The organism is Pseudomonas knackmussii B13 (genome assembly GCF_000689415.1).
Lineage (GTDB): Bacteria > Pseudomonadota > Gammaproteobacteria > Pseudomonadales > Pseudomonadaceae > Pseudomonas > Pseudomonas knackmussii.
Map to the genome: position 1 here is coordinate 3,976,611 of NZ_HG322950.1, position 26,180 is coordinate 4,002,790.

A 26,180-nucleotide genomic window follows, 5' to 3' on the forward strand; every position below is an offset into this window, starting at 1 on the left:
TTGCCTTGCAAGGGGCGTACGACCGCGAACGCAGGTACGCCCCGTTCGGCCCTACTCGAGGATTTCCACCGGCATGCCGAGGCGCAGTTCGCCGCGCCCTTCGGCGATCAGGTTCTGTCCGAACATCGCCTCGCCGTCGACGTTGCGGTACTGCATCAGCGTGGCCAGCGGCTCGCGTTGCGCGTCGCGCTCGCCGGTGTGCGGGTCGATGGTGGTGAGGATGCAGCGGCTGCAAGGCTTGGCCACGCGGAACTCCACTTCGCCGATGCGGATGCGCTTCCAGCTGTCCTCGGCGAAAGCCGCGGCGCCCTCCACCACCAGGTTCGGGCGGAAGCGCAGCATGTCCAGCGGACGACCGACCCGCGCGGAAAGGTCGTCCAGCGAGCCCTGGCCGATCAGCAGCAGCGGGAAGCCATCGCCGAAGTGCACCTTCTCGCCGGCATTGGCGTAGGCGGTGTCGACCTGGCGCGCGCGCTGTTCGGGAATCATCACCAGGCGGCAGGGCCGGCCCAGGAAGCGGCTGAGCCAGTCCGCGGCGGCGTCACCGGCGTCCGGCACCTGCAGGATGTCGCGCCAGATGGTCACACCGCGCAGCGCGTCGTCGGTTGCGGGCACGACCACCGAGAGATCCTCCATGCCCGGCGCGCGCAGGCGCAGGGCGCCGAAGCCCTCTTCCCAGCGCGCCTCGATGCGGCCCATCTGCGGCAGCAGGCGCTGGGTGAGGAAACGGCCGTTAGCCTCCTCGACGACCATCCAGCGGCGGTCGCCCTCCAGGCCGAGGGCATCCAGGCGGATGTTGTCCAGGGGCTCGACCTGTCCGGACTTGAGCGGATAACGGTAGAGGGCGCTGAGGCTTGGCATGGCGGCGGCTTCCTTGTACGGGCGAAACGCCCTTATACGGCGCCGCCGGGCGCCCCGCAATCGCTGTGTCAGGCGGGGACTTTTTCCAGACGCCGGCGGATCACTTCAACCAGTTTGTCGGGCTGGAACTTGGAGAGGAAATCGTCGCAGCCGACCTTGCGCACCATCGCCTCGTTGAAGCTGCCGGACAGCGAGGTGTGCAGCACCACGTAGAGATCGCTCAGGCGCGGATCGTTACGGATCTCGGTGGTCAGCCGGTAGCCGTCCATCTCAGGCATCTCGGCATCGGTGAAGACCATCAGCAGCTTCTCGTTGACGTCCACGCCGCTGTCGGCCCAGGCCTTGAGCTGGCGCAGCGCGCGCAGCCCGTCGGTGGCCACGTGCATCTTCAGGCCGAGCTGGCTGAAGGTGTCGCGCAACTGGGAGACGGCCACGCTGGAGTCGTCCACCACCAGCACTTCGCGGTCGCTGGTCTGCATCAGCAGCTCGTTGTCCAGGCGCTCGGGGGAAACGCGGGTGTTCATCGGCACGATTTCGGCGAGCACCTTCTCCACGTCGATGATCTCCACCAGGCGATCGTCGATGCGGGTGATCGCGGTCAGGTAGTGCTGGCGCCCCGCGCCACCGGGCGGCGGCTGCACCGCTTCCCAGTTGAGATTGAGGATGCGCTCCACGCCACCAACCAGGAACGCCTGCACCGAGCGGTTGTACTCGGTGACGATGATGGTGCTGCGCTCTTCCGGGCGCAGCGGGCGCATGCCGATGGCGTGCGACAGGTCGATCACCGGCAGCGTCTGGCCGCGCAGGTTGATCACCCCGCAGATCATCGGGTGGCGCTGCGGAATCAGGGTCAGGCGCGGCAGCTGCAGCACTTCCTGGACCTTGAACACGTTGATGGCGAACTGCTGCCGACCAGCCAGGCGGAACACCAGGATTTCCAGGCGGTTCTGGCCCACCAGTTGGGTGCGTTGATCGACGCTGTCGAGAATGCCGGCCATGCCTGCTCCTGATATCGGAATGAATCGCGCGAAAGCTATCGGCCGGAATACTGGCGGCAACATACTGGCGCCGCGCCATCATGCCTCAGTTGGACGAGCAGGCCAATCCCGCACACTGCCGGCCGTCAGCTGGCCGCGTTCGTTCGCAGCAAGGGCGAGTCCGCCGGCAGGTGCAGACGAATGGCCGCGGGACGCACCTCGAAGCGCGCCCGACGGGCCTCCAATGGCTCGCCATCGAGATTGATCGCCAGGCCTTCGCCGGCATCCAGCTCAACCCACGGCAGGCGTGCGCGGACCAGCAGCTCGCGGAGGCCACCACCACTGCCGAGCAGGCTGCCCAGGGTCGTGAGCAGGTCGCCCGGCTTCGGCAGGATGCTCAGGTCGAGCAGACCGTCGTCGGCCAACGCATCGGCGCAAAGCGGGTGCCCGCCCCCCGCCTGGCGGCCGTTGCCGATGCCCAGGGCGAGGAATTCGCCGCGCCACTCGAATCCCGGTCCACGGAAATGCCCCTGCGCCGAATGCACCTCGCTGAAGCGGCTTAGCCCGGTCAGCAGGTAGGCGGCGCCGCCGAGCAACTTCTTGAGGTCCTCGGAGGTGTTGGCGGTGACGGTGGAACCAAACCCGCCGGTCGCCATGTTGAGGAACAGCTGGCCCTCTACCTCGCCCAGGTCGATTGGGCGCGCCGGTTGCTCCAGCAAGGCCAGCGCCGCATCCGGTTCGAGGGGAATGCCGGCGGCACGGGCGAAGTCGTTGGCCGTGCCGAGCGGCAGCAGGGCCAGGCTGGCGTCGGCCTCGGCGCGCGCCAGGGCATCGGCCACGGCGCGCGCGGTGCCATCGCCGCCGCCGGCGATCAGCGTCGGGTAACCGTCTGCAAGAGCCTCATCGACCAGGCGCTCGGCATCGCCCTCCTCCCAGGTCACCCGCACATCCAGTTGCCAGCCCGCCTCGCGACAGGCCAGCACGGCGGCGCGCACGCCCTCGTTGGTGGCCTGCTTGCCGTGCAGTATCAGCAGTGCATGCGGTTTCGTCATGGTCCTTCCCCCTCTGGCGATCCGTACCACTATGGACCATGCCAGGCGCGGGGAAGGTTCACGCCGGGTAGCCGGTGATCTCGCGGATGCTCTGGTACAGCGGCTTGAGCTGCCGGTACATGCGCTGGTAGACCTCGCGGTAGAGCCGCTCGTAGGTGCGCTGCGCCTCCGCGCGCGGCTGGAACACCTGGCCGACGCGGGTCATGGCGGCGATGGCACTAGCGAAGTCCGGGAACAGCCCCAGCCCCACCGCGCAGTCGATGGCCGCGCCCAGGCCGGAGGCTTCATAGACGTGCGGGCGCTCCGCCGGCAGGCCGAAGATGTCCGCAGTCAGCTGCATGGCCGCATCGCTCTGCGAACCGCCGCCGGCCACGCGCAGGCGTTCGATGCGCGTGCCGGAGCGTTTCTCGATGCGCTCCTTGCCTTGGCGCAGTGCGTAGGCGAGGCCTTCGAGAATGGCGCGGTACAAGTGCGCGCGGGTATGCACGTCGCCGAAGCCGATCACCGCGCCCTTGGCCTCCAGGCCCGGCTCGCGGATGCCCGGTGTCCAGTAAGGCTGCAGCATCAGACCCATGGAGCCGGGCGGCACTTGGTTCACCAGTTCGTCGAACAGCGCTTCCGGCTCCACGCCCAGCTCGCTGGCGCGCTGCATCTCGCGCAGGCCGAACTCGCGCTTGAACCAGCTGACCATCCAGAAGCCGCGGTAGATCATCACCTCGGTGTTGAAGTGGTCGGGAATCGCCGCCGGGTACGGCGGGATCAGCGGAATGGTTTCCAGGTAGCGCGAGCGGGTGGTGTTGATGGTCGCCGTGGTGCCATAGGAAAGGCACGCCACACTTGGCTCGATGGCGCCGGCGCCGAGCGCCTCGCAGGCCTTGTCGGCACCCGCGGCGATCAGTGGCAGGCCCTCGGGAATACCCGTGTGACGACTGGCCTCGGCACTGATCGCTCCGAGCTTCTCGCCAGGCTTGAACAGCTCGGGCAACTGCTCGGGGCGGACCTCCACCGCCTGCCATTTCCAGTCGCGCGGCGCGGCCCACTTCAGGCGTTTGTAGTCGAACGGCAGGTAGGCGACGCTGCAGGCCAGCGAGTCGACGAAGCGCCCGCACAGGCGATGGGTCAGGAAGCCCGAAAGCAGCAGCACCTTGTGCGTCGCAGCGTGCAATTCCGGTTGCTGCTGGGCGACCCAGTTGACCTCGGCCTGGCTGCGGAAGTAGTCCACTGCACCCTCGGCGCCAGCGAGCTTGAACAGCCAGCCCCAAGGCCCCTTGATGTGCCCTTCGACCTCCGCGCGGCGCTGGTCCAGCCAGAGGATCGCCGGGCGCAGCGGGCGGCCTTCTGCGTCAACGTGGATCACGGTGCCGCGCTGGGTGGTCAGCGACACGCCACGGATCAGGCTGCGGTCGATGCCCGTCTGCGCCCAGAGCTGCTGGCAGGCCTCGCCGAGCTTGGCCCAGTAGTACTCCGGGTCCTGCTCGGCCCAACCAGGCTGGGTGGAGTAATACGCCTCCAGCTCGACCTTGCCCTTGCCCACCAGATTGCCGGCGAGGTCGAAGAGCAGTACGCGCACGCTCTGGGTGCCGTTGTCGATGGCCAGCAGGTAGCTCTGTTCGCTCAAGGTGTGGTCCTTCTTGTTATCGAACCGACTCGGGCAGGCTGTAGCAACGCCGCCAGAGATCCAGGTAATCGCTTTCTTCACGCTGCCATCGCTGGTCGTCCCAACCCAGGCGCGGCTGGCAGAGCGCACGGATCGCCGGCAACTCAGCCGCGCCACCGTCGGCCAGCAACAGGCCCAGGCGCGTGCGGCGCAGCAGCAGATCGTCCAGGTGCAGCACCAGTTCGCCCTCCGCCGCCCAGGCCAGCTCGGCCCACAGGCAATCGCTGCCGCCGATTCGCTCGCTGCCGATTTCGCCGATCAGCCGCGCCAGCTGTGTCAGGTTGCGGCCGTGGCGACCGGCCAGGCGCCGCTTCTGCTGCGGACCGAGGCCAGGTAGTTCGGTGGCAGGCGGCTCGGCGAAGACGGTGCCCTGCTCTTCCTGAAGTTCTCGGCCGAGCATGGGGGCGCAGGCGCGCAACACCTCCAGCGCCAGAAGGCGGAAGGTGGTGAGCTTGCCGCCAGCCAGGGTCACACAGCCCGGCTCGACCCAGAGCGCGTGCTCGCGTTTCTCGTCCGAAGGTTTCTTCTCCCCGGTGCCCGAGGCGACCACCGGGCGCACACCGGACCAGGTCGAACGCACGTCGGCGCGCTCGATGCGGGCCGAGGGAAACTGCTGGGCGCAGGCGGCCAGCAGGTAGTCCACTTCCTCGTCGCTGATGCGTGCGTCGCGGTCGAGGCTCTCGCGATGGTCGAGGTCGGTGGTGCCAACCACGATCGCACCTTCCCAGGGGAAGACGAACACCGGGCGCTTGTCCGCCGCGTGCATGAAGCTGAAGGCATGCGCGACCGGCAGCCGCCAGGCCGGCAGCAGCAGGTGGCTGCCGCGCAACGGACGGATGTGCTCGCCACCCTGGATGCGCCGCAGCTGGTCCGCCCAAGCACCAGTGGCCAACGCCACGGCACGCGCGCGGAACTGGAACGTGCCAGCGCCTTCACTGTCTTCGGCGAGCAGGCCGGTCACGCGGCCGCCCTGGCGCGTCAGTTCGCGTACGCGCAGCCCATTGAGCGCTTCGCCAGCGTCGGCGCGCGCTTCGTCGAGCACGCGCATGACCAGCCGCGCATCGTCCACCACGGCATCGCTGAACTGGGTGCCGCCAAGCAAACCGTCCTCTTTCAGGCCGGGGGCCAGATAGCGGAGTTGCTGCAGCGGGTAATAAAGATGATTGCGTCGCCCGGCCAGGGCGTCGTACAGCGCCAGCAGGCCGCCGAACACCTTCGGCCCGGGGAAGCCGCCGCGATAGTGCGGCATCACGAAGCTCAGCGGCTCCACCAGACCCGGCGCTTCGCCGAGCAGGCGCTGGCGTTCGCGCACCGAATCGCGAGTCAAGCCGAGCTGGCCCTTGGCGATGTAGCGCAGGCCGCCGTGGACCATCTTCGACGAGCGACTGGAGGTGCCCCAGGCGAAGTCGCGCTGCTCGACCAGCAGGCAACGCCAGCCGCGCCGCGCGGCCTCGCGCAGGATGCCGGCACCGGTGATGCCGCCACCGACCACGATCAGGTCCCAGTCTTGCGCCGCCAGCTCGGCGAGCGCTTCCCGGCGCCAGTCGGCGTTCCAGGCCGGCATGCCGTCAGTCCTGCAACAGGGTGCCGGGGTTGAGGCGCCCGGCCGGGTCGAAATGCGCGGCCAGGGTGCGCAGCGTGGCCATGCCCAGCTCGCCCTTCTCGGTCGGCAGGTAGGGCGCGTGGTCCTTGCCCACGCCGTGCTGGTGGCTGATGGTGCCGCGGTTCTCGACGATCACCCGGCTGGTGCTTTCCTTCAGCCGGCGCCAGCGTTCGTGGGTCTTCGCATAGCTGGATGCCGGGCGGAATACATAGGTGGTGTAGATGCTCGAACCTTCGCCATAGACGTGCGACAGGTGGGTGAACACGTGGACGCGCTCGCCCTCCGCCGCCAGGCCGCCGCGCAGGTTGGACTCGATGCGGTTGAGCAGGTTGTCGACGTTGCTCCAGTCGGTGGCCGTCTCCAGGGTGTCGACCACATAGCCGGCCTGCCAGAGGGTTTCGCGCAGGTACGGCGAGCGGAAGCGGCTGGCTTCCCACTTGCGCCCCAGCAGCGTGCCGGTGAACACCCCGCCGAAGTCCTTGAGCATCCGTCGCGCGGCCTTCAGCGAAGCGGCGTTCTGCGCCCGCGAGCCGGTGACCCCGAAAGTCAGCATGCACTTGTCCTCGCCCGCGCCGCGCCAATTCAGGTAGCGCTCCAGCCAGGCGATCTGCCCGGGGTGCCCGGCCAGGGTCAGCTGGGTGCGGGTTTCCACGGCATTAGACAGGCGCAGCATGGACAGCTGGACGCGCGCCTGCGCCAGGCTGCGCATGGCCGCCAAGCCCCGCTCCCAGGAGGGCAGGAAGACCACGTAGAAACTCTCCTGCTCGGCTAGCCGCGAGATGCGCACCTTGACCGAGGAAATCACCCCGAAGCGCCCTTCCGAACCGAGCACCAGCTCGCGCAGGTCGGGACCGGCGGAGGATGCCGGGAAGGTCGGAATCTCCAGCGATCCGGCGAAGGTTTCCAGGGTGCCGCCGGCGAACAGTTGCTCGATCCGGCCATAACGCAGCGACTGCTGGCCGCTGGACCGGCTGGCGACCCAGCCGCCGAGGGTGGACAGCTCCCAGGACTGCGGGAAGTGCCCGAGCGTGTAGCCGCGGGCGCGCAGTTGACTCTCCACCTGCGGGCCATTGGCGCCGGGGCCGAAGGTGGCGACCAGGCTCTCTTCATCCAGCTCGAGAAGGCGATTCATGTGCGCCAGCGATACGGTCAGCACAGGCTTGTCCGAAGCCGGCGGATTGATGTGGCCGGCCACCGAGGTGCCGCCGCCGTATGGGATGAGCAGGCAGTCCTGGGCTTCGGCGTAGCGCATCAACTCGCGGATCTGCTCGGCGCTCTGCGGATAGGCGACGCCATCGGGGAACAGGCCGAACTCGCCTTCGCGCATCGCCAGCCAGTCGGCCAGGCTCTGGCCGCGGGCGTGCATGAGGCGGTCGTGCGCTTCGCGGATCACCAGCGGATGCTCAGCCAGACGCGACGCGGGCACCTTGGCCAGCACCGCTTCGAGGCTGGCGTCGGCGAGCGCCATGCCCGGCCCGATCGCCTCGGCGAGGAACTCGCGGCCCGCCGCGGGCAGCTCCATGGCCGTCGTTTCCTCACCCCATCCGTTCCAGCGTCGCATGCCTGCCGTGCTCCTATTCCGGTCGCTCGCAATGGCTGCCTATACTAGTCGGCCGCCTGGCCCTGTCACTGTCGGATCGGGACAGCGCCAGTCGCCGATAGAGCCACCAGAACAAGAGCGACGCCATGCACGCCCTCGGCTACACATCCGTACCCGCCCTGCTCAAATACCTGCGCCAGGCCGAACACCTCGGCCTGGACATCGATGCCGCGCTGCAAGCCGCCGGCCTCACCCGCGCGCAACTGGCCGACAACGGCCAACGCCTGCCCAGCGAGGCGCACGAACGCCTGCTCGGGTACTTCTGCGAACATGCCAACGACCCGCTTTTCGGCCTGCATTCGGCGCGTTTCGTCCAGCCCGGGTCCTGGAGCGTGCTGGGCTACATCACCATGAACTGCGCCAACCTCGGCGAGGCGATGAACCGCATCATGCCCTACGAGAAACTCGTCGGAGACATGGGCACCAGCCGCCTCGAACCGGGCGAAGGCCATGTGCGGCTGATCTGGAACTGCCGCCACCAGACCGCGGAAATCCGCCGGCACATGGTGGAAAACGTGCTCGCCTCCTGGCTGCTGTACGCGCGCTGGATCGCCGACTTCGAGGGCTCGCCGCAGGAGGTGTGGTTCGAGCACGAACAGCCGGCGGGCACCGACCTCGCGGAATACGAAAGCCTGTTCGGCGCGCCGGTGCGCTTCGGCCAACCCTGCAGCGCCCTGCTGGTGCCGCTGCAATTGCTCGCCTTCCCCCTGCGCCAGGCCGACGCCAACCTGCTGCGCACCCTGGAAGAACACGCATTGGCGATGATGGCCGAGCTGGACGACGACGAGCCGCTGCCACTTCGGGTGCGGAACGCCCTGCGCCTATTGATGAAGGACGGTCTGCCACGCAAGGAACGCGTCGCCGAACGCTTCGAGATGACAGTGCGCACGCTGCAGCGCCACCTGCAGCAGGCCGGCACCAGCTACCAGCAGATCCTCGACGCCCTGCGCCAGGAACTCGCCGAGCACTACCTGCTGCACAGCGACCTGCCAATCCAGGACATCGCCCAGTACCTGGGCTTCACCGAATCGCGCTCGTTCCACCGCAGCTTCAAGGGCTGGACCGGCGAAACGCCCGGCGAGTACCGCTTGCGGCATCGGCAAGCGGCGGGCTGAAAGGCGATTTTTCGTAGGAACGAGCTTGCTCGCGAACCCGCTCCACAGCGGAGTCTGTTCGCGAGCAAGCTCGCTCCTACAAGAGCATCAGTTCAGCACTTCGCTCAGCGGAATGAAGGGCAGCATCTCGCCCTCTTCCAGCGTCCGCCCTTCGCGCACCTCCACCAGACCGTCTGCCCAAGCCGCGCTGCGCAGCACGCCGGAGCTCTGGTTCGGGTAGAGCAGCGCGCGGCCATTCTCCAGGCGCGCGCGCAGGTACTCGCGGCGGTTTCCAGCGTGTTTCCAGGCGAACCCGGCGGGTACTTCGAAGCGCAACGGCGCTACCTCCTCCACACCCAGACGGCGCAGCAGGTAGGGGCGCGCCAGCAGCGCGAAAGTCACCAGGGTCGAAGCCGGGTTGCCCGGCAGGCCGATCACCGGCACGCCCTGATAGTGGCCGACGGTCAACGGCTTGCCCGGCTTGATCGCCAGCTTCCACAGCGACAGCTCGCCGGCTTCGCGCAGCGCCGCGCCCAGGAAGTCCGCCTCGCCCACCGATACGCCACCGGTCGAAAGAATGAGATCGACGCCAGCCAGCGAGCCCAGCACTTCGCAGGTCTTCGCCAGGTCGTCGGGCAGGATGCCGGCGTCCACCACTTCGCAACCACTGCGCAGCAACCAGGCCTTCAGCAGCGCGCGGTTGCTGTTGTAGATCTGCCCTAGCGCCAGCGGCTTGCCCGGCTCGACCAGTTCGTCGCCGGTGGACAGCAAGGCCACGCGCGGTTTGCGTCGCACCGACAGTTCGGCCTGGCCGAGCGAGGCGGCCAGGCCCAGCTCGATGGCACCCAGGCGCGTACCGGCGGGCAGCACGCATTCGCCCTTGAGGGTTTCCTGGCCTTGCGGGCGCACATGCTGACCGAACTTCAACGGCTGGAGGAAGCGCACGCGGCCATCGGCCAGGACCTCGACGTTCTCCTGCATCTCCACGCAATCGGCGCCTTGCGGCAGCGGAGCGCCAGTGAAAATGCGCGCGCAGGTACCGAGTTGAAGAGCTTCAGGCGCCACACCGGCGAAGATTTTCTGGCTCACGGCCATGGGCTCGCCCTGCCAGTCGGCAAGGCGCAGCGCGTAACCGTCCATGGCGCTGTTGTCCCACGGCGGCAGATCGAGACCGGAAAGCAGCGGCTCGGCCAGCACGCGGCCATCGGCCTCGCCCAGCGACACGCGTTCGACTTCGTTGATCGGCGTCTGCCGCGCCAGGTCGAGCAGACGCTCCAGCGCCTCCTCGACCGGCAGCAGGCCGGGCTTGTCGCAGCCGCTCATCCGCGGCTCTCGCAGGGCGCGGCTTTCTTCAGGTGGATGACGAAATTGCACGGCCGATGACGCGCATCCAGCTGCTCGGCGAGGATGCCGTCCCAGGCGGTGCGGCAGGCGTTGGTCGAACCCGGCAGGCAACACACCAGGGTGCCGTTGGCCAGGCCCGCCAGGGCGCGCGATTGCACGGTAGAGGTGCCGATATCGGCCACCGAAATCTGCCGGAACAGCTCGCCGAAACCGTCCACCACCTTATCCAGCAGGCAGGTCACCGCCTCGGGGGTGCTGTCGCGGCCGGTGAAACCGGTGCCGCCAGTAATCAGCACCACCTGCACGTCATCTTCGGCGATCCACTGCGCGACCTGCGCACGGATGCGGTAAAGGTCGTCCTTCAGCAGCACGCGAGCAGCCAGGTTATGACCCGCAGCAGTGAGGCGGTCGACGAAGAGTTGCCCGGAGGTGTCGGTTTCCAGGGTTCGGGTGTCACTGACGGTGAGAACGGCGATATTGAGCGGCACGAACGCCGGCGCGGCCTGATGGCTCATGGGAGGGGAACCTTGCTTGTGAGACGGGGTGCCCGGTGTTATATCACAGGCCCACCCCGGAGACCGCGCCATGCCCGAAACCCCCTTGCTCCCCTGCTCCGTGCTGCTGCTCGCTGGTGGTCGCGGCCAACGCCTGGGCGGTCGCGACAAGGGGTTGGTGGAGTGGCACGGACGCCCGCTGATCGAGCACCTCCACCAGTTGGTGCGGCCGCTGACAGACGACCTGATCGTCTCCTGCAATCGCAACGCCGATCGCTACGGCGCCTACGCCGATCGCCTGGTACAGGACGACACGCCGGATTACCCCGGCCCCCTAGCCGGCATTCGCGCCGGGTTGGCCGTCGCCCGCCATCCCTGGTTGCTGGTGCTGCCTTGTGATGCGCCCTGCATCGACGGGGCACTGATCGATGATCTGCGCCGTGCGGCGCAAGCCGATCCTGCTCATCCGCATATGCTGCATGACGGCGAGCACTGGGAGCCGCTGTTCTGCATCATTCCCCGCGCGCTTGCCGCGGCGGTGGAGCAAGCCTGGCAACGCGGCGAACGCAGCCCGCGGCATGTGCTGCTGCCGCTGGGAGCCCAGCCCGTGCATTGCGCACCGAACGACCCGCGACTCGCCAACCTGAACACGCCCGACCTGTTGCAGGAAGATTCTCAAGCAGAGAATTTCTCGCCATAGATCGAGCTTTCGCGGGGAACCTTACTGATAGCATCCCGGTCCGAACGCTTGTATCCCTTTGCAAATGGCTTCGTACAGGAGAAACACCAATGATCAAACGGACCCTTCCCGCTTTCCTGCTGGCACTCGGCATGGGTGCACTGGCCGGCTGCTCGAGTCCGAGCGTCATTACCATGAACGACGGTCGCGAAATCCAGTCCGTCGACACTCCGGAATACGACAGCAGCACCGGCTTCTATGAATTCGAGCAACTGGATGGCAAGCGCGTGCAGGTGAACAAGGACCAGGTGCGTAGCGTGAAGGATCTCTGATCCGCTTGCGCCCAACGCGAAAGACGCCCCGCCGGACCCCGAGTCCCGCGGGGCGTCTGCGTTTTCGTGAAGGGGAAAAAATATTTTCAGAAATTTTTCGCTAACCCCTTGTGCGTCAAAAGTTTTTCGGTAGAATGCGCGCCATCAAACGGAGCGTAGCGCAGCTTGGTAGCGCGTCTCGTTCGGGACGAGAAGGTCGCTGGTTCGAATCCAGTCGCTCCGACCAAACCCGAAAAACCCGCCTTAACAGGCGGGTTTTTTATTGCCTGCAGTTTTCCAGGCAACAAGAAAGCCCGCCCCTTCGGCGGGCTTTTTCATGCCCGGTGAATCAGTCCTGCCCCGAGCGCCGCATGGCGACCTGAGCCAGCGCCGCCCAATCGCGCTCACCATCTCCCTGGGCAATCGCCTCGAGCAGGTTGTCGCGCAGCACGCTGGCGAAGGGCAAGGGCACATGGCGGCTCTGCCCCGCCGCGAGCGCCAGGCCGACATCCTTCAGCCCGAGCACCAGGCGGAAGCCCGCCGGCTCGTAGCGCCGCTCGGCAATCTGCGCGCCGTAGTTGCGATACACCGGCGCGTTGAACAGCGTGTTGCCCATGATCTCCAGAAACTGCGCCGGCGCCACGCCATAGCTCTGGGTCAGGGCAGCCGCTTCGCCCATGGCCTCGATGGCACTGGCGATCATGAAATTGCCGGCGATCTTCACCGCAACAGCACTCAGCGGGTCCTCGCCGAGCGGCCAGGTCTTCTGCCCCATCGCATCGAGCAACGGCTGGACCTTGTCGATGGCCTCCAGCGGACCGGCAGCGAGAATGTTCAGCTTGCCGGCCGCCGCGACTTCGACGCGACCGAACACCGGAGCCGCAATGTAGGTAGCGCCACACTCACGGTGCCGCTCGACCAGCTCCGTCACGAAGGCCGCGGACAGGGTCGCCATGCCGAGGTGGATCAGACCGGGCTTGGCCGAAGCCAGTGCGCCGCTGTCGAGCACAACGCTGCGAGTCGCCGCGTCATCGGCGAGCATGGTGACGACCACGTCGGCATCGAAGGCTTGCTGCGGTTCCGCCGCCAGCGTCGCGCCCTGGGCGAGAAGCGGCTCGGCGAGCGCCGGCGAACGGTTCCACACGCACAGTTGATGGCCGGCCTTGAGCAGGTTGGCCGCCATGCCGGCGCCCATGCCACCCAGACCGAGGAATCCGATTTTCATGCTGCTGTCTCCGAGAGGAAGGTAAGACAGCGGAAGACTGACACAGCGCAGCGGGCTTTGTAGGGCGCCCGCGCGCAAAAGTCATTTGCGCAGGAAAGTGGCCACCTGCTCAGCATCGAACGGCCAGTTCAACTCGGCGCCATTGTCGCAGCGGCGCAGCACCGGAATGAGCAGGCCGTAGCGTTCGACCCATTCCTCACGCTCGGCGATGTCCACCAGTTCGACCAGCAGACCGTGCTCGACGAAGGGCATCATCACCTGCTCGGCCACCTCGCAGAGATGGCAGCCTAGGGTTCCCAGCAACTGGCATTCGGGACTCATCCCGCCCTCCTCCGTCATAGTCCTGCGCTCCGCAGCAGGATTTCCGCCGCCTCGCGGGCCTCCAGGGCCTGGTCGGCCGGACCGTGCATGTGCGCCATGACCAACACGCCTTCCATCAAATATTGCAGCTGTCGCGCCAGCTTGCCTGGCTCGGCGAGCCCAAGCCGCTGCAGTTGCTCATGGAAGAAGCGCTCGATGAAGTCCTTGTGCTCGGCGGCCTGCCGGTGGATCGGATGCTCGCGATCATGAAACTCCGCTGCCGCATGGATGAACGCACAACCGCGGAAATCGCTCTGCTGCAGATAGCCATGCAACGAGTCGAACACCGCCAGTATCGCCTCGCGCGGCGGCAGGCGCGCGCCTGCGCGGAAGTATTCGAGGCTGCGCGCATGGCGTGCCTCCAGCGCCGCCAGGATCAGCTCGTCCTTGGACTTGAAGTGCTTGTACAGGGTCATCTTCGCCACCCCGGACTCGGCGAGGATGCGATCGATACCGGTGGCGTGATAGCCCTCCCGGTAGAACAGCACGAGGGCGGTATTGAGCAATTGCTCGCGCTTGCTGGATGACGGGTTGCTGGACGACATGGGCACCTCCTGGCCCGCCATTATGCGCGAGCCTCGCCAAGGCTTGAACCGCCGGACGAGGACCGTTCCCGCACTGCCGGGGAATTTTCGCTTGAAATAGACAGACCTGTCTGTCTAATATCCAACACAAGCGTTCCGATAACAACCCGCAAACAGGGGAACACCGCGATGAAACTCCATGACGTCCCGCTTTCCGGCAATTCGTACAAGGTCCGCCTATTCCTCAATCTGCTCGGCCTGCAAGCCGAACAGATCAACGTCGACCTGCGCAGTGGCGAACAGAAACGCCCGGCCTTCCTCGCCATCAACCCCCGCGGCCAGGTCCCGGCGCTGGAGGACGGCGACTATCGCCTGGGCGACTCCCAGGCCATCCTGGTCTACCTGGCACGCCGCTACGCCCCGTCCTACTGGTACCCGCTGGATGCCGAGACCCAAGGCCGCATCGCCCATTGGCTGAGCTTCGCCGCCAACGAGATCCAGCACGGCGTGGCAAGCGCACGAATCATCCAGGTGTTCAAGGGGCCGGGCGACCTCGCCAGTGCACAGTCCAAGGGGCGCCAGTCACTGGAGTTGCTCGACGGCGTGCTGCGCGAGCAGACCTGGCTGGCGGCTACCAACGAGCCGACCATCGCAGACGTGGCGGTTTATCCCTACGTAGCCCTGGCCGGCGAAGGCGGCGTGGATCCCTCGGCCTATCCCTGGGTTCAGACCTGGCTGGATCGCGTGCGCGCCCTGCCCCGTTACTTGCCGTTGCCTGTGCTCTAGGCCAGCCCCCTGAAATGACGGCGAATCGGGGCGCGAGCCCCTTCGCCTTAACTGCCTGTAAATGGAGATTGAAAGGATGCGCCTGTCTCACCTGCTGCTTGCCCTGTCGCTTGGGCTGTCCAGCCTGCCCGCCCTTGCCGACGGCCTGCGCTTCGCCGTGGTGCGCACGTCCGGGGTCACCACCCTCGATGCCTTGACCGTGGCCGATGGCTCCTGGACCGAGAAGGTCCGGATGAACCACATGGCGGTGCTGATCCAGCATCACGCCGCCACCCTGCTGTTCGATACGGGGCTGGGTAGCCAGGCCGAAGCCCAGTTCCGCCAGGACATGCCCTGGTGGGACAAGCCGTTGTTCCGCTTCGGCCAGGTTTCGCCCGTGCGCGACCAGCTCGCCGGCAGCGGCATTCGCATCGACAGAATCCTGCTGTCCCATGCGCACTGGGACCACGCTTCCGGCCTGTCGGACTTCCCCGACGTACCGGTCTGGGCGCCCTACGCGGAAATCGACTACGCGCACATTGCCACGCCACCGGCGGTCTTCCCCAGCGAGTTCAGCGCCAGCACACGCTGGCACCCTTATGCCTTCTCCCCGACGCCCTTCCTGGCCTTCGACGAAAGCCTCGACCTGTTCGGCGACGGTAGCCTGGTGCTGGTGCCCATGCCCGGCCATACGCCTGGCTCGGTGGGATTGTTCATCACCCTGGAGAACGGTCGCCGCTACTTCTTCAGTGGCGATACCAGTTGGCGCCTCAAGGGTTTCAGCGGCCCGCGACAGAAGTTCTGGGCCAGCAGCCGACTGGTCGACCAGAACCGCGAGCAGACCCTGGCGCAATTGGCGAAGGTCCACGAGATGCTCATCGCCCACCCGGAAATCACCGTGATTCCGGCCCACGACGCCGACGCGCAGGACCGCCTCGGCTACTACCCGCAGTGGGTGCAATAAACCCTGAACTCCTCGCAAACCCACGGAACACGGGATATCCCAGCAAATCAGGAGGATATCCCGGCAATCAGCGACTAAGGTCTAAGGGTCGGAAAAAGCCTGTAATGATTTAGTAGGCAGGCTGTAACAGATCGACGTGCCGGCGTGGTTCCGGCATCACCGAACTGACCAAAGCGCTCGAGGAGACAATAACAATGAGCAAGACTCCGATCGCCCGCGCCGTGGCCATGGCCACGCTGGGTTCCAGCTGCATCATCCCCGCCCTGGCCCACGCCGACTTCATCTCGGACAGCAAGGCCAACATCGAACTGCGCAACTTCTACTTCAACCGCGACTTCCGCACCTCCACCCCGGCCCAGCAGAACAAGGCCGAGGAATGGGCGCAGGGCTTCATCCTGAAATACGAATCGGGCTACACCGAGGGCACCATTGGCGTGGGTGTGGACGCCATCGGCATGCTCGGCCTGAAGCTCGACTCTAGCCCAAGCCGCACCGGAACTGGCCTGCTGCCCAAGCAGGCGGACGGTTCGGCCCCGGACGACTACAGCAAGTTGGGCGCCACCGCCAAACTGCGCTACGAGAAGAACGTGGTGAAGGCCGGCACCCTGATTCCCAAACTGCCGGTGATTGTCGCCAACGACACTCGCCTGCTGCCACAGGTGTTCCTGGGCAGCTCGCTCAACTCCACCCAGCTCGACGGCCTGACCTTCGATGCCGGTCGGCTCAACCAGACCAACCTGCGTGATGGCTCCGACTACCAGGAAATGGGTATCACCAAAGGCGGCAAACGGAATATCACGCCGGGCAGCAAAACGTTTACCAACGAGTTCGACTACGCTGGCGGCACCTACAGCTGGACCAAGAACTTCAGTACCGGCTATCACTACGGCCAGTTGGAAGACTTCTACAAGCAGCACTTCCTGACCGCACTCTGGACCCTGCCGATCACCGACGGCCAGTCACTGAAGACCGACCTGCGCTGGGCCAAGTCGACCGACGATGGCGGCAGCAACGTCGATAACAAGGCGATCAACGCCATGGTGACCTACAGCCTGGGCTACAACGCCTTCGGCCTGGGTTACCAGAAGATGAGTGGCGACACCGGCTTCGCCTACATCAACGGCGCAGACCCCTACCTGGTGAACTACGTCCAGATCAACGACTTCGCCAACAAGGACGAGAAGTCCTGGCAGGCCCGCTATGACTACAACTTCGCCGGCCTCGGCATTCCCGGCCTGACCTTCATGACTCGCTACATCAAGGGTGACAACATCGACACCAACCCGCTGGTTAGCAATGCCGAGGAAGGCAAGGAATGGGAACGCGATACAGACATCGCCTACGTGTTCCAGGACGGCTACCTCAAGGGCTTCGGCGTCAAGTGGCGCAACGCGACCACCCGCAGCAACTTCTCCGACAACACAGCCTCGGCCAACGCTGCGGACGAGAATCGTCTGATCCTGAGCTACACCACGCCCCTGTGGTAATCGGCATCCGGGAGGCCGCCCTGGCGGCCCCCGGTGACTACGCTCCCTTGGTTTCAGCCCCGTTGCGACGGGGCTTTTTTCTGGTTCTTCGCAGACTCTGGGGAAACAGGCTGCGCGCCGGCCCTGCACCGACGCGCCGGCGGCTCAGTCGTGGCTCAGGGCACCGATCTTGTGGATCGACAGGTCGGCGCCGTAGTACTCCTCCTCCTGGCTCAGGCGAATGCCCATGACGCTCTTGATCACGCCATACACCAGGAGTCCACCCGCGAAGGCGATGAGCACACCGAGCAGGGTGCCGAGCGTCTGGCTGGCCAGGCTGACGCCGCCCAACCCGCCTAGCGCCGGCTGCGCAAACACCCCGCAGGCGATGCCGCCCCAGGCGCCGCACAGGCCGTGCAGCGGCCACACGCCCAGTACGTCGTCGAGATGCCAGCGTGTTTGCGCCGCAGTGAACGCCCAGACGAACAAGGCACCAGCGACCAAGCCGGTGGCGAGCGCGCCAATCGGGTGCATCAGGTCGGAACCGGCACACACCGCCACCAGCCCCGCCAGCGGGCCGTTGTGCAGGAAGCCCGGGTCATTGCGACCGACCAGCAGCGCCGCCATGGTGCCGCCGACCATCGCCAGTAGCGAGTTGACCGCCACCAGGCCGCTGGCGTGATCCAGGGTCTGCGCGCTCATCACGTTGAAGCCGAACCAGCCGACGATGAGAATCCACGAGCCCAAAGCCAGGAACGGGATGTTCGAAGGCGCGAAGGCCACCAGCCGCCCCTCGCGATAGCGGCCGTTGCGCGGCCCCAGCAACAGCACGGCGGCCAGCGCCAGCCAACCACCGAAGGCGTGGACCACCACCGAGCCGGCGAAATCATGGAAGGACGCACCGAACTCCAGCTTCAGCCATTCCTGCAAGCCATGGTTGCCGTTCCATACCAGGCCCTCGAAGAAGGGATAGACCAGGCCGACGATCAGCGCCGTGGCGCACAGCTGCGGGACGAACTTGGCGCGCTCGGCGATGCCACCGGAAATGATCGCCGGGATGGCCGCGGCGAAGGTCAGCAGGAAGAAGAACTTGACCAGCGCATAGCCGTTCTCCGCGCTCAGCTCGGCAGCCGGCTTGAAGAAGTCCACGCCATAGGCCACCCAGTAGCCGACGAAGAAGTACGCCAGGGCGGAAATGGCGAAGTCCGAAAGGATCTTCGAGAGCGCATTGACCTGGTTCTTCAGACGCACCGTGCCCACCTCGAGGAAGGCAAACCCGGCGTGCATGGCCAGCACCATCACGGCGCCCATCAGGATGAACAGGGTGTTGGAACCGTGGATCAGGGTTGCCACGGCGCTATTGAGGTTTTCCATGGATATCGGCAGTCCCGGCTTCGACTGAAAAAGCACCAAAAAAGCTCACTGCCCGAACCCAATGCACCAGCTTGCAGCGCCAGCGCACCGAGATGGCTCCACAGGTTGCCCCAGAAGGCGTCATGGGAACTTGTGACAGTGTTTGGTTTTTTTGATTTTTCTCTTGTCTTTCAGCTATTTGATTGGTTTTTTCGCGCCAGCAGGACATCCCTGAACGCCCCTCGATAGGGCACTCCGCCCGACTCGCGCACCACGACACTGCAAGCGGCATACCACGCAACAATGAAAGCGCCCCAGCGCAGACTGGTCTTCACTGAGCAGGCACATGCGTCGCCGCTTTGCCGTACAGTGCGAGGAAACTTCCTACGGTCGCGCCGGCTCGAAACTTCTGACATCTGGCCAATAAACAAGGAGACACCCCATGCCTCGCAAATCCAATGCGAATGCCACCACGGACGCGCTGCTGGCCGAGTTCCAGGCGCTGGTAGCCGACACCGAGAAACTGCTGCAGACCTCCACCGAGCTCGCCGGCGAAGAAGCCGATCGCCTGCGCGACCAGCTGCGCAGCGGCCTCCACCGTGCACGCGAACGCATCGATGCCGCGCAAGAAAGCGTCCGCGAGCACGGCAAGGCCGCCGTCGACGCGACCGAGGACTATGTAGGCGAACACCCCTGGCAGGCCGTTGGCCTGGCAGCCGGCGTCGGCTTCCTGCTCGGTCTGCTGGTGGGACGGCGCTGATCCATGAGCGACGCACCGCACGCCACGGACGCCAACCGCGGCCCTTCCCTGCGGCGCTCCGGCACCGCCTTCCTCGGCCTGCTGCAGGGCCACGTCGAACTCTTCGGCCTGGAGCTGCAAGAGCAGAAAGCCCGCACCCTGGCCCTGCTGCTGTTCGCCGGCCTGGCTCTGGTCTTCGCCCTGCTCTTGCTGATGGGGCTGTCGCTGCTGGTGCTCGTACTGTTCTGGGACGACCACCGGCTGGCCGCCGTGCTCGGGCTTTGCCTGTTCTATTGCGCCGGCGGCGCACTCTGCGCCCTGCGCCTGCGCAGCCTGATGGAAGACGACAGCTCGCCGTTCAGCGCGACCCTGGAAGAACTGGCGCGGGACAAGGAGCATCTGCTGCGATGAGCGAACAACCACGACTCTCCGCGCGCCCTTCGCGCCAGGAGTTGCGCAAGGCCATCGTGCGCCTGCGCCTGGAGGTGCAGCGTCAGGAGCTTCGCCAGGAAATGCACCAGCTGATGCAGCCGCTACAGCACGTGCGCGAGATGGGTGAGGGTCTGCGCCGACAGCTCCCGGCCAGCGCGCCGCTATGGGCAGCCGGTGGCGCCGGGCTCCTCGCGCTGGTGTTGGGGCGCAATCGACGCCTGCGACGAATGCTGCGTCTGGGCCTTCTGTTGATCCCGCTGCTGCTCGAAGCGCGATCGCGAAATCGCTCCGAATCCGGCGACGAAAAAGCCCCTTGAGGCACCCTGGCTACATTCTTGCTTCAAAAGAGGGCTAACGGGAGGTGCGCGCCACCTCCTCCGCCACCTACCACTAAGGATGTGTCCCTTGATCGACGGGCAACCGATCGCCTACTTCCAGCCCTTCATCGACACCGCGACCGGCCTGATCGCCGGCGTCGAGGCCCTCGGCAGGCTGCGCCTGGATGATGGCCGGCTGGTTTCCGTAGGACCGCTGTTCGTCGACCCAAAAGTCTCCCCCGCCGCCCTGCGCCGCCTCGACCGGCAGATCCGCGACGATGCCCTGGCACGACTGCACCAGGCGCCGAAGGACTGGTTCCTCAGCCTGAATATCTCGCCGCGCTGGGTCGGCCGCCTGCGTCCCAACCAGCCGCTGCCAAGCCTGCGTCAACTGCAGCAACACGGTGTCGATCCGCGCCGCGTGGTGTTCGAGATCACCGAACTCAGCGGCGGCTACCTGCGCCTGCCGGAAGTGGTCGCACGTTATCGCCAGGCCGGCGCGCGCGTCGCCATCGACGATTTCGGCGCGGGCTATTCGCAGCTCGACCGCGTGCTCACCCTGCAACCGGACATCCTCAAGCTGGACATGCGCCTGTTCCAGCAGGCTGCACGCGGCGGCCCCAGCGGCGAAGTGGTCAAGGCCCTGGCACAGATGGCGGAAAAGACCGGCTGCTGGATCATCGCCGAGGGCGTCGAAACCGAAGACGAAATGGACTTCGCCCTGGAGTGCGGCGCGCGCTTCGTGCAGGGATTCCTGTTCGCCAAGCCCGCCCTGGAGTTCCCGGCCAGCGATGCCTACCTGGAGACGTTCGGCAAGCTGCGCGACCGCTATGTGCGGCGCAAACTGCAGGAGCGCGCCGGGCTGATCCAGCTGCGCCGCCAACTCGCCGAGCTGATCAGCAACCTGCGCCCCTGGGCCGAAAGTGGCGCGATGCTCAGCAGCCTTCCCGCTCCGGAAGGCTTCCCGCGTCTGCTGCGCATCTACCAGTGCGACCGCCACGGCACGCAGATCTCGCCAAACCTGGAGTGGAACGGCTTGTTCTGGAAAGAGGACCGCCGCTACCTCGGCCACAACTGGTCATGGCGCCCGTACTTCTACCAACTGCTTGCCGAAGGCTGGGAAGAACGCCGCCTGACCCTGTCGAACACCTACCGCGATGCGACCTCGAACCAGTACTGCATGACTGCCGGGCTGTTCATCGAACACAACCGCCTGCTGCTGATCGACATAGACGCCGAAGGCCTCTGACGCAACGATTGAGATTGCCGCGCGCAGGGGGTAGCGTGGCCGCATCCCTCGAGCAACCGGACGAGCGAATGGACTGGCATACCCTGCTTCCCCGCGAGCGCCTCGGCAAATCCGTGCACAGCAGCGCGGAACTTGGCCGCAGCGCCTTCCACAAGGACCACGACCGCATCATCTTCTCCGGCGCCTTCCGGCGCCTGGGACGCAAGACCCAGGTCCACCCCGTATCCAGCAACGATCACATCCATACGCGCCTGACGCATTCCCTGGAGGTAGGCTGCGTCGGCCGCTCGCTCGGCATGCGCGTGGGCGAGATGCTCCGCGACGAGCTCCCGGAATGGTGCGACCCGAGCGACCTAGGGGTGATCGTGCAGTCGGCGTGCCTGGCCCACGACATCGGCAACCCGCCTTTCGGCCACTCCGGCGAAGACGCCATCCGTCACTGGTTCCAGCAAGCCGCCGGGCGCGGCTGGCTGGACGACATGGACAGCGACGAGCGCGCCGACTTCCTGCACTTCGAAGGTAACGCCCAGGGCTTCCGCGTACTCACCCAACTGGAATACCACCAGTTCGACGGCGGCATGCGCCTGACCTACGCGACCCTCGGCTGCTACCTGAAATATCCCTGGACGGCTCGCCACGCAGAATCGCTCGGCTACAAAAAGCACAAATTCGGCTGCTACCAGAGCGAGCTGCCGCTGCTCGAGCAGATCACCGCGAAACTGGGCATGCCGAAGCTGGAGAACGAGCGTTGGGCGCGGCATCCCCTGGTCTACCTGATGGAGGCCGCCGACGACATCTGCTACGGCCTGATCGACCTCGAAGACGGTCTGGAAATGGAGCTGCTCGATTACCCGGAGGTGGAAGCGCTGCTGCTCGACCTGGTCGGCGACGACCTGCCGGAAACCTACCGCCAGCTCGGCCCCAGCGACTCGCGCCGGCGCAAGCTGGCGATCCTTCGCGGCAAAGCCATCGAGCACCTGAGCAACGCCGCCGCGCGGGCCTTCGTCGAGCAGAAGCAACGTTTGCTCGCCGGCAGCCTCGAAGGCGACCTGGTCGAGCACATGAGCAGCCCGGCCAAGCGTTGTGTGCAAAGGGCCAAGGCTTTGGCGCGGGAAAAGATCTTCCAGGACAAGCGCAAGACGCTGCACGAGATAGGCGCGTACACCACCCTGGAAATCCTCCTCAATTCGTTCTGCGGCGCTGCCCTGGAACAACACGGCGGACGCACGCCTTCGTTCAAGAATCAGCGCATCCTCGACCTGCTCGGGCACAACGCACCCGATCCGCAGTGGCCGCTATACAGGTCCTTCCTGCGGGTGATCGATTTCATCGCCGGAATGACCGACAGCTACGCCACTGAAATGGCAAGGGAGATGACCGGGCGTTCAAGCCCGGTCTGACGACGACCTCACTCCTTGGACGCTTCGTCGTCGATGGTGCTCGCGGTACGACCCGTGAACCGCTGGCGATGATCGAGCAGGCGCTCCTGCAGAAGCTCGAGCGCCTGTACCACCCGCTGCACGTTGTGCTTCAGCAGGTCCTGCTCCGCGCAGCCGGAGCAGGACTCCTCCAGCGTGACGCAACACTCCCGCAGGTCATCCGCCTCGACCATCCTCGCCGCGCCCTTGATGCGATGCGCCAACTCGCCCAGCTGCAGGCGATCACCAGCGAGCAACGCGAGTTCCAGCTGCTCCGCATCGGCAGCGTTGCTGGCGATCAGCTCGTCGACCAGCTTGCGAATGAGCACGGGGTCGTCCCCCGACAATTTACTCAGGCACTGGATCTCCGCGGGTTCCCAAGCTGTTGGGGACACTTCATCCACAAGCTGGCTCCGCAGGGCTAGCTGCAACCGCTGCAGATGCTGACGCAGTTGATCGAGACCGATCGGCTTGAACAGGCAGTCGTCCATGCCGGCGGCTTTGCAGCGGGCAACCTCGTCTGGCTGTGCGTTGGCCGTGAAACCCAGGATCGCCATGCGTTCCACACCGGCCTCGTGCTCCAGCTCACGAATTCGCCGGGACAGGTCGTAACCATTGAGCTTCGGCATGTTGCAGTCCGTGACGATCAGGTCGAACCCGCTCGGACGCCAAAGCCGCAGCGCCTCTTCGCCATCGGCCGCCATCGCTACGTGATGGCCGAGATGCTGCAACTGCTGAACCAGCAACATGCGATTGGGCGCATGGTCATCGACGATCAGAACGCGCAGCGGCACTTGCGCAAGACGCTCCGGCGGTGCGAACAGTTCCTTCTGCACCTCAATAGGCTCGAGCACCTGCACCGCCAATCTGACCCACACCTGCGTTCCAACGCCAGGCGTACTGACCAGCCGCAGCGTTCCCCCCATCATCTCGGTCAGCTTGAGACAGATGTTCAGGCCAAGACCGGTTCCGCCGGCGCTCGCCCCGGCGCTTCCAGGCACCTGACTGAACGGCTCGAACAATAGCTTCTGGTCACTACCGGAAATTCCGATGCCGCTGTCTTCCACGCAAAGATTCAAGTCCATCCGACGCCCCGGCAGTTGCTCGCCGGTTACATGAATGCGGACGTAACCACGCTCGGTGAACTTGATCGCATTGCTTACCAGGTTGGAGAGAATCTGCTTGAAGCGCAGCGGATCTAGCAGCACCTCGCAGGCAGCCTCCTCTTCCAGCTCAAGCTTGAGCAGCAGCCCCTTCTGCCGCGCCAGGCCATCGAAGACGCGCACGACCGACTCGATCAGCTCACCTAGTCTGGCCCGCTCAGGCAAAAGACTCAGCCGACCAGACTCGATCTTCGCCACGTCGAGGATGTCGCCGATAAGCAGCAGCAACGATCGGGCCGAATCGTACGCGACGCGGATGGGGTCCTGCTCACCACAGTCGCCACAATTCGAACGGACCAACGCCAGCTCCAGCATGCCGATCACCGCATTCATCGGCGTACGGATCTCATGGCTCATGGTCGCCAGGAACGTACTTTTCGCCCGGCTGGCGGCCTCGGCCTGTTCCTTGGCAATTGCTAACTGCTGGTTGAGCCGTTCGCGATCAGTGACGTCGACCCAGCCACAAACCAGACCCTTTACCTTGCCCGTGCGTAACTTGTACGGCGTGACCCAGTGAAAGATCCGCCGCAATTCGCCATTGATCTGTACCACCCGGTCGCCTGCATGGGGTTGTCCATCCGCCATGACCTGGAGGTATTCCTGATGCAGTTGCTCCGACTGCCCTGCCGGCATCCAGCCGCACTCGGTCAATCGCGTGTTCTGCACTTCTTCGCGCGCAATGCCTATGGCCTGGAGGAACGCCCGGTTGCACGTCAGCAGGCGCCCATCGGCATCTCTAACCGAAACAGGCTGAGGGATCGCATCAATTAGAACGCGTTTGAACTCGAGGCGATCCTCGAGCTCCAGCTTGGCGCGCTCGCGGTAGCGCACCTTGGCCACTAGATAACGGTTCCATAACAGGAACAGCAGCAGCAAGGTCAGCGCTCCCCAGAGCAGCCAGTAGAACTGCTCGCGGTAGCCGCCCCAAATGCTCTCGGGTGCGGCACCAGTCGCCGACCAGCGGCTTATGATCGCCGCCATATCCTCGGGTGAGATCGCCAGGATCGCCTTGTTGAGGATGCTTAGTAGTTCGGGTTGTCCACGTGCTACCGCGAAGGAAAACGAGATGGGCTCCAGGTCCAACGTGGCAGCAAGGCGCAGGTCTCGATAGTAGCGACCGACCTGATAGGTGGCGGTCAGCATGGGTTGCAGCGCCACATCCACCCGACCGTCCTGAAGCATGGGCAGCGTCTCACCGATGCTGTCGAGTGGGACCAGGTGCGCCCGCGGGTATTTGGCCCGCATGTAGGGTGCCACGACACTACCGTTGACGATGGCCACACGCTTGCCATCCAGGTCGTCGGTGGTGTGCAGCCAATCACTGACTTTGTGCGATACCACAACGACCGACGTACTCAGGTATGGGCGAGTGAATTCCATCTGTGCTTCTCGCCCTCGGGAAAGCGGCATCGCCACCAAGGCATCCACCTCTCCTCGATGCAGCTCAGTCTCCAGGTCGCTCAGAGAACGATTGGGTCGCACTTCGAAATGCAGCCCGGTTCGGGCCTCGATCAGCTCAAGCAGGTCGGCCGCAATCCCGCGGAAGTTTCCCTGCTCATCGAGGAACGTCAAGGGCGCCAGGGATGGGTCGACTCCCAGTCGCAGCCGCGGGTTTCTTTCCAGCCAGCGCTGCTCTTGAGGGGTGAGTGCGAGACGATGCTGCGACATCGCGAAGACACCGCCGGCACTCCAGCGTTTCTGCAGCGCCACTTGCTGCTGGGGATTGATGCTGTCCAGAGCCTTGTTGATGATCTCGAGGAGCGGACCCGCTTCATCCCTTGCCGCAAAGCTGAACCCGGCTCTATCGAAGTCCGCGAAGTTGAGCAGCCTGAGGTTTACCAGATAGTTCTGGCTGATCAGGTACTGGGCACTCAAGGCATCGCCGACATAAGCGTCCGCCTGCCCCAGAGCGACGGACTCCAGGGCTCGCCGCGCGGAGTCGAACTGCACGACTTCAGCGTGCGCGTAGTGCTGGTCGAGCTCATCCGGCGACAGGTAATCGGCTGCGACCGCCACGCGCTTGCCGGCCAGTGGGTCATCACCCTGCAGACGCAGTCGCTGCGGCCCGACAATGATCGGCTGATTGCTGAGATAGGGGTTCGACAACAGCAGGCCTGGCGTTTCCATCTCGAAATTACTGGCTCGGCCAAGCAGGTCGATCTCTCGGCTACGCAGTGCCTCGATCGCCAGGGTGCGAGATGCAAACCTGCGAACCTCGACTCTGATGTTCAGCGCATCGCTCAGCATCCCGAGCACGTCTGCCGTCACGCCCTCCAGATCGATACCGCTGCGGGTGATGTCCAACGGCGGATAGTCTGGCGCGATGACACCTACAACCAGCACCCGCTTTTGCCGCAACCATTGCCAATTGGATTCGGGAAGGTCGACCTGGACCCTTTCGGTACCAGCCCGCGCCAAAAGGCTCAACACCTGCGCGGGCCGATCCACTGCCAGATCGTCAGCGTGGCCCGATGCCCAGGGCACACTTGTTAAGGCAATGGCGGCCAGCAGATGCTTGAGCCAAGCGCTCATT

General features: G+C 65.4%; 25 protein-coding genes and 1 tRNA gene. 12 read left to right on the top strand and 14 right to left on the bottom strand.

The genetic code is table 11. From position 1 onward, the window contains the following. Window positions 1–51: 51 nt before the first annotated feature. From PKB_RS18730 to PKB_RS18755, 6 genes are all read right to left on the bottom strand, one after another. Window positions 52–861 (bottom strand): MOSC domain-containing protein, encoded by an 810-nt coding sequence (locus PKB_RS18730; protein WP_043253497.1) that lies wholly within the window; start codon window positions 859–861, stop codon window positions 52–54. A gap of 68 nt (window positions 862–929) precedes the next feature. Then, the gene (locus PKB_RS18735; protein ID WP_043253498.1) at window positions 930–1,859 is read right to left on the bottom strand and encodes a chemotaxis protein CheV; all 930 of its coding nucleotides are present in this window, start codon (window positions 1,857–1,859) and stop codon (window positions 930–932) included. A gap of 125 nt (window positions 1,860–1,984) precedes the next feature. Then, window positions 1,985–2,890, bottom strand: a complete 906-nt coding sequence (gene yegS, locus PKB_RS18740; RefSeq protein ID WP_043253499.1) for a lipid kinase YegS — start codon at window positions 2,888–2,890, stop codon at window positions 1,985–1,987. 58 nt (window positions 2,891–2,948) lie between these two features. Next, window positions 2,949–4,508 (bottom strand): FGGY-family carbohydrate kinase, encoded by a 1,560-nt coding sequence (locus tag PKB_RS18745; protein WP_043253500.1) that lies wholly within the window; start codon window positions 4,506–4,508, stop codon window positions 2,949–2,951. Window positions 4,509–4,524: 16 nt separating this feature from the next. Continuing rightward, window positions 4,525–6,111, bottom strand: a complete 1,587-nt coding sequence (locus PKB_RS18750; RefSeq protein WP_043253501.1) for a glycerol-3-phosphate dehydrogenase/oxidase — start codon at window positions 6,109–6,111, stop codon at window positions 4,525–4,527. 4 nt (window positions 6,112–6,115) lie between these two features. After that, a complete protein-coding gene (locus PKB_RS18755; protein ID WP_043253502.1) occupies window positions 6,116–7,711 on the bottom strand; it encodes an FAD-binding oxidoreductase in 1,596 nt (531 codons plus the stop codon). Between the two features lie 125 nt (window positions 7,712–7,836). Here PKB_RS18755 and gliR point away from each other — a divergent pair, with 125 nt between their 5' ends. Next, entirely contained in the window at window positions 7,837–8,865 is a 1,029-nt protein-coding gene (gliR, locus tag PKB_RS18760) for an AraC family transcriptional regulator GliR (RefSeq protein ID WP_043253503.1), read from the top strand. 87 nt (window positions 8,866–8,952) lie between these two features. Here the strand turns inward: gliR and PKB_RS18765 are convergent, their stop codons facing one another. Together PKB_RS18765 and moaB are read right to left on the bottom strand one after the other, a co-directional pair. Continuing rightward, window positions 8,953–10,167 carry a molybdopterin molybdotransferase MoeA gene (locus PKB_RS18765; RefSeq protein WP_043253504.1) on the bottom strand — a complete coding sequence of 405 codons (1,215 nt, stop codon included), beginning with the start codon at window positions 10,165–10,167 and terminating at the stop codon, window positions 8,953–8,955. Then, window positions 10,164–10,703, bottom strand: a complete 540-nt coding sequence (gene moaB / locus PKB_RS18770) for a molybdenum cofactor biosynthesis protein B (protein ID WP_043253505.1) — start codon at window positions 10,701–10,703, stop codon at window positions 10,164–10,166. Before moaB ends, PKB_RS18765 begins: the two co-directional genes overlap by 4 nt. Window positions 10,704–10,773: 70 nt before the next feature. Between moaB and mobA the strand changes: the two genes are divergently transcribed. From mobA to PKB_RS18785, 3 genes are all read left to right on the top strand, one after another. Beyond that, entirely contained in the window at window positions 10,774–11,382 is a 609-nt protein-coding gene (mobA, locus tag PKB_RS18775) for a molybdenum cofactor guanylyltransferase MobA (RefSeq protein ID WP_043253506.1), read from the top strand. An 89-nt stretch (window positions 11,383–11,471) separates the two neighbouring features. Then, window positions 11,472–11,693, top strand: coding sequence for a YgdI/YgdR family lipoprotein (locus PKB_RS18780; RefSeq protein ID WP_043253507.1), 222 nt, complete (start codon window positions 11,472–11,474; stop codon window positions 11,691–11,693). A gap of 149 nt (window positions 11,694–11,842) precedes the next feature. After that, window positions 11,843–11,919, top strand: a tRNA-Pro gene (locus PKB_RS18785). Between the two features lie 102 nt (window positions 11,920–12,021). Here the strand turns inward: PKB_RS18785 and PKB_RS18790 are convergent. The 3 genes from PKB_RS18790 to PKB_RS18800 all read right to left on the bottom strand — a co-directional run bounded on the left by PKB_RS18790 (window position 12,022) and on the right by PKB_RS18800 (window position 13,802). Further along, the gene (locus PKB_RS18790) at window positions 12,022–12,897 is read right to left on the bottom strand and encodes an NAD(P)-dependent oxidoreductase (RefSeq protein ID WP_043253508.1); all 876 of its coding nucleotides are present in this window, start codon (window positions 12,895–12,897) and stop codon (window positions 12,022–12,024) included. An 81-nt stretch (window positions 12,898–12,978) separates the two neighbouring features. Beyond that, window positions 12,979–13,218, bottom strand: a complete 240-nt coding sequence (locus tag PKB_RS18795; RefSeq protein WP_043253509.1) for a glutaredoxin family protein — start codon at window positions 13,216–13,218, stop codon at window positions 12,979–12,981. Between the two features lie 14 nt (window positions 13,219–13,232). Continuing rightward, entirely contained in the window at window positions 13,233–13,802 is a 570-nt protein-coding gene (locus PKB_RS18800; protein WP_043253510.1) for a TetR/AcrR family transcriptional regulator, read from the bottom strand. Window positions 13,803–13,970: 168 nt separating this feature from the next. On the opposite strand from PKB_RS18800, the gene PKB_RS18805 reads away from it, so the two are divergent. The 3 genes from PKB_RS18805 (at window position 13,971) to PKB_RS18815 (ending at window position 16,997) form a co-directional block, all read left to right on the top strand. Continuing rightward, window positions 13,971–14,567: a glutathione S-transferase family protein gene (locus tag PKB_RS18805; RefSeq protein ID WP_043253511.1), complete on the top strand. Its 597-nt coding sequence runs from the start codon at window positions 13,971–13,973 to the stop codon at window positions 14,565–14,567. A gap of 76 nt (window positions 14,568–14,643) precedes the next feature. Continuing rightward, window positions 14,644–15,510 (top strand): MBL fold metallo-hydrolase, encoded by an 867-nt coding sequence (locus PKB_RS18810; protein ID WP_043253512.1) that lies wholly within the window; start codon window positions 14,644–14,646, stop codon window positions 15,508–15,510. 194 nt (window positions 15,511–15,704) lie between these two features. Beyond that, complete coding sequence (locus tag PKB_RS18815) at window positions 15,705–16,997, top strand: OprD family porin (protein WP_043253513.1); 1,293 nt, start codon at window positions 15,705–15,707, stop codon at window positions 16,995–16,997. A gap of 144 nt (window positions 16,998–17,141) precedes the next feature. On the opposite strand, the gene PKB_RS18820 is transcribed toward PKB_RS18815, so the two are convergent. Together PKB_RS18820 and PKB_RS29650 are read right to left on the bottom strand one after the other, a co-directional pair. Next, the gene (locus tag PKB_RS18820) at window positions 17,142–18,350 is read right to left on the bottom strand and encodes an ammonium transporter (RefSeq protein WP_043253514.1); all 1,209 of its coding nucleotides are present in this window, start codon (window positions 18,348–18,350) and stop codon (window positions 17,142–17,144) included. Then, window positions 18,334–18,558, bottom strand: coding sequence for a hypothetical protein (locus PKB_RS29650; protein ID WP_156958046.1), 225 nt, complete (start codon window positions 18,556–18,558; stop codon window positions 18,334–18,336). Before PKB_RS29650 ends, PKB_RS18820 begins: the two co-directional genes overlap by 17 nt. A 213-nt stretch (window positions 18,559–18,771) precedes the next feature. Here PKB_RS29650 and PKB_RS18825 point away from each other — a divergent pair, with 213 nt between their 5' ends. The 5 genes from PKB_RS18825 (at window position 18,772) to PKB_RS18845 (ending at window position 22,466) form a co-directional block, all read left to right on the top strand. After that, window positions 18,772–19,089 (top strand): ElaB/YgaM/YqjD family protein, encoded by a 318-nt coding sequence (locus PKB_RS18825; protein WP_043253515.1) that lies wholly within the window; start codon window positions 18,772–18,774, stop codon window positions 19,087–19,089. Between the two features lie 3 nt (window positions 19,090–19,092). Further along, entirely contained in the window at window positions 19,093–19,479 is a 387-nt protein-coding gene (locus PKB_RS18830; protein WP_043253516.1) for a phage holin family protein, read from the top strand. After that, a complete protein-coding gene (locus PKB_RS18835; RefSeq protein WP_043253517.1) occupies window positions 19,476–19,817 on the top strand; it encodes a hypothetical protein in 342 nt (113 codons plus the stop codon). The genes PKB_RS18830 and PKB_RS18835 overlap by 4 nt, the downstream gene beginning before the upstream one ends. 88 nt (window positions 19,818–19,905) lie before the next feature. Further along, a complete protein-coding gene (locus PKB_RS18840; protein ID WP_043253518.1) occupies window positions 19,906–21,066 on the top strand; it encodes an EAL domain-containing protein in 1,161 nt (386 codons plus the stop codon). A gap of 68 nt (window positions 21,067–21,134) precedes the next feature. Then, on the top strand, window positions 21,135–22,466 hold the full coding sequence (locus PKB_RS18845; RefSeq protein WP_043253519.1) for a deoxyguanosinetriphosphate triphosphohydrolase: 1,332 nt from the start codon (window positions 21,135–21,137) through the stop codon (window positions 22,464–22,466). 8 nt (window positions 22,467–22,474) lie between these two features. On the opposite strand, the gene PKB_RS18850 is transcribed toward PKB_RS18845, so the two are convergent. Beyond that, entirely contained in the window at window positions 22,475–26,179 is a 3,705-nt protein-coding gene (locus PKB_RS18850) for a transporter substrate-binding domain-containing protein (protein ID WP_052355323.1), read from the bottom strand. Window position 26,180: the final 1 nt, after the last annotated feature.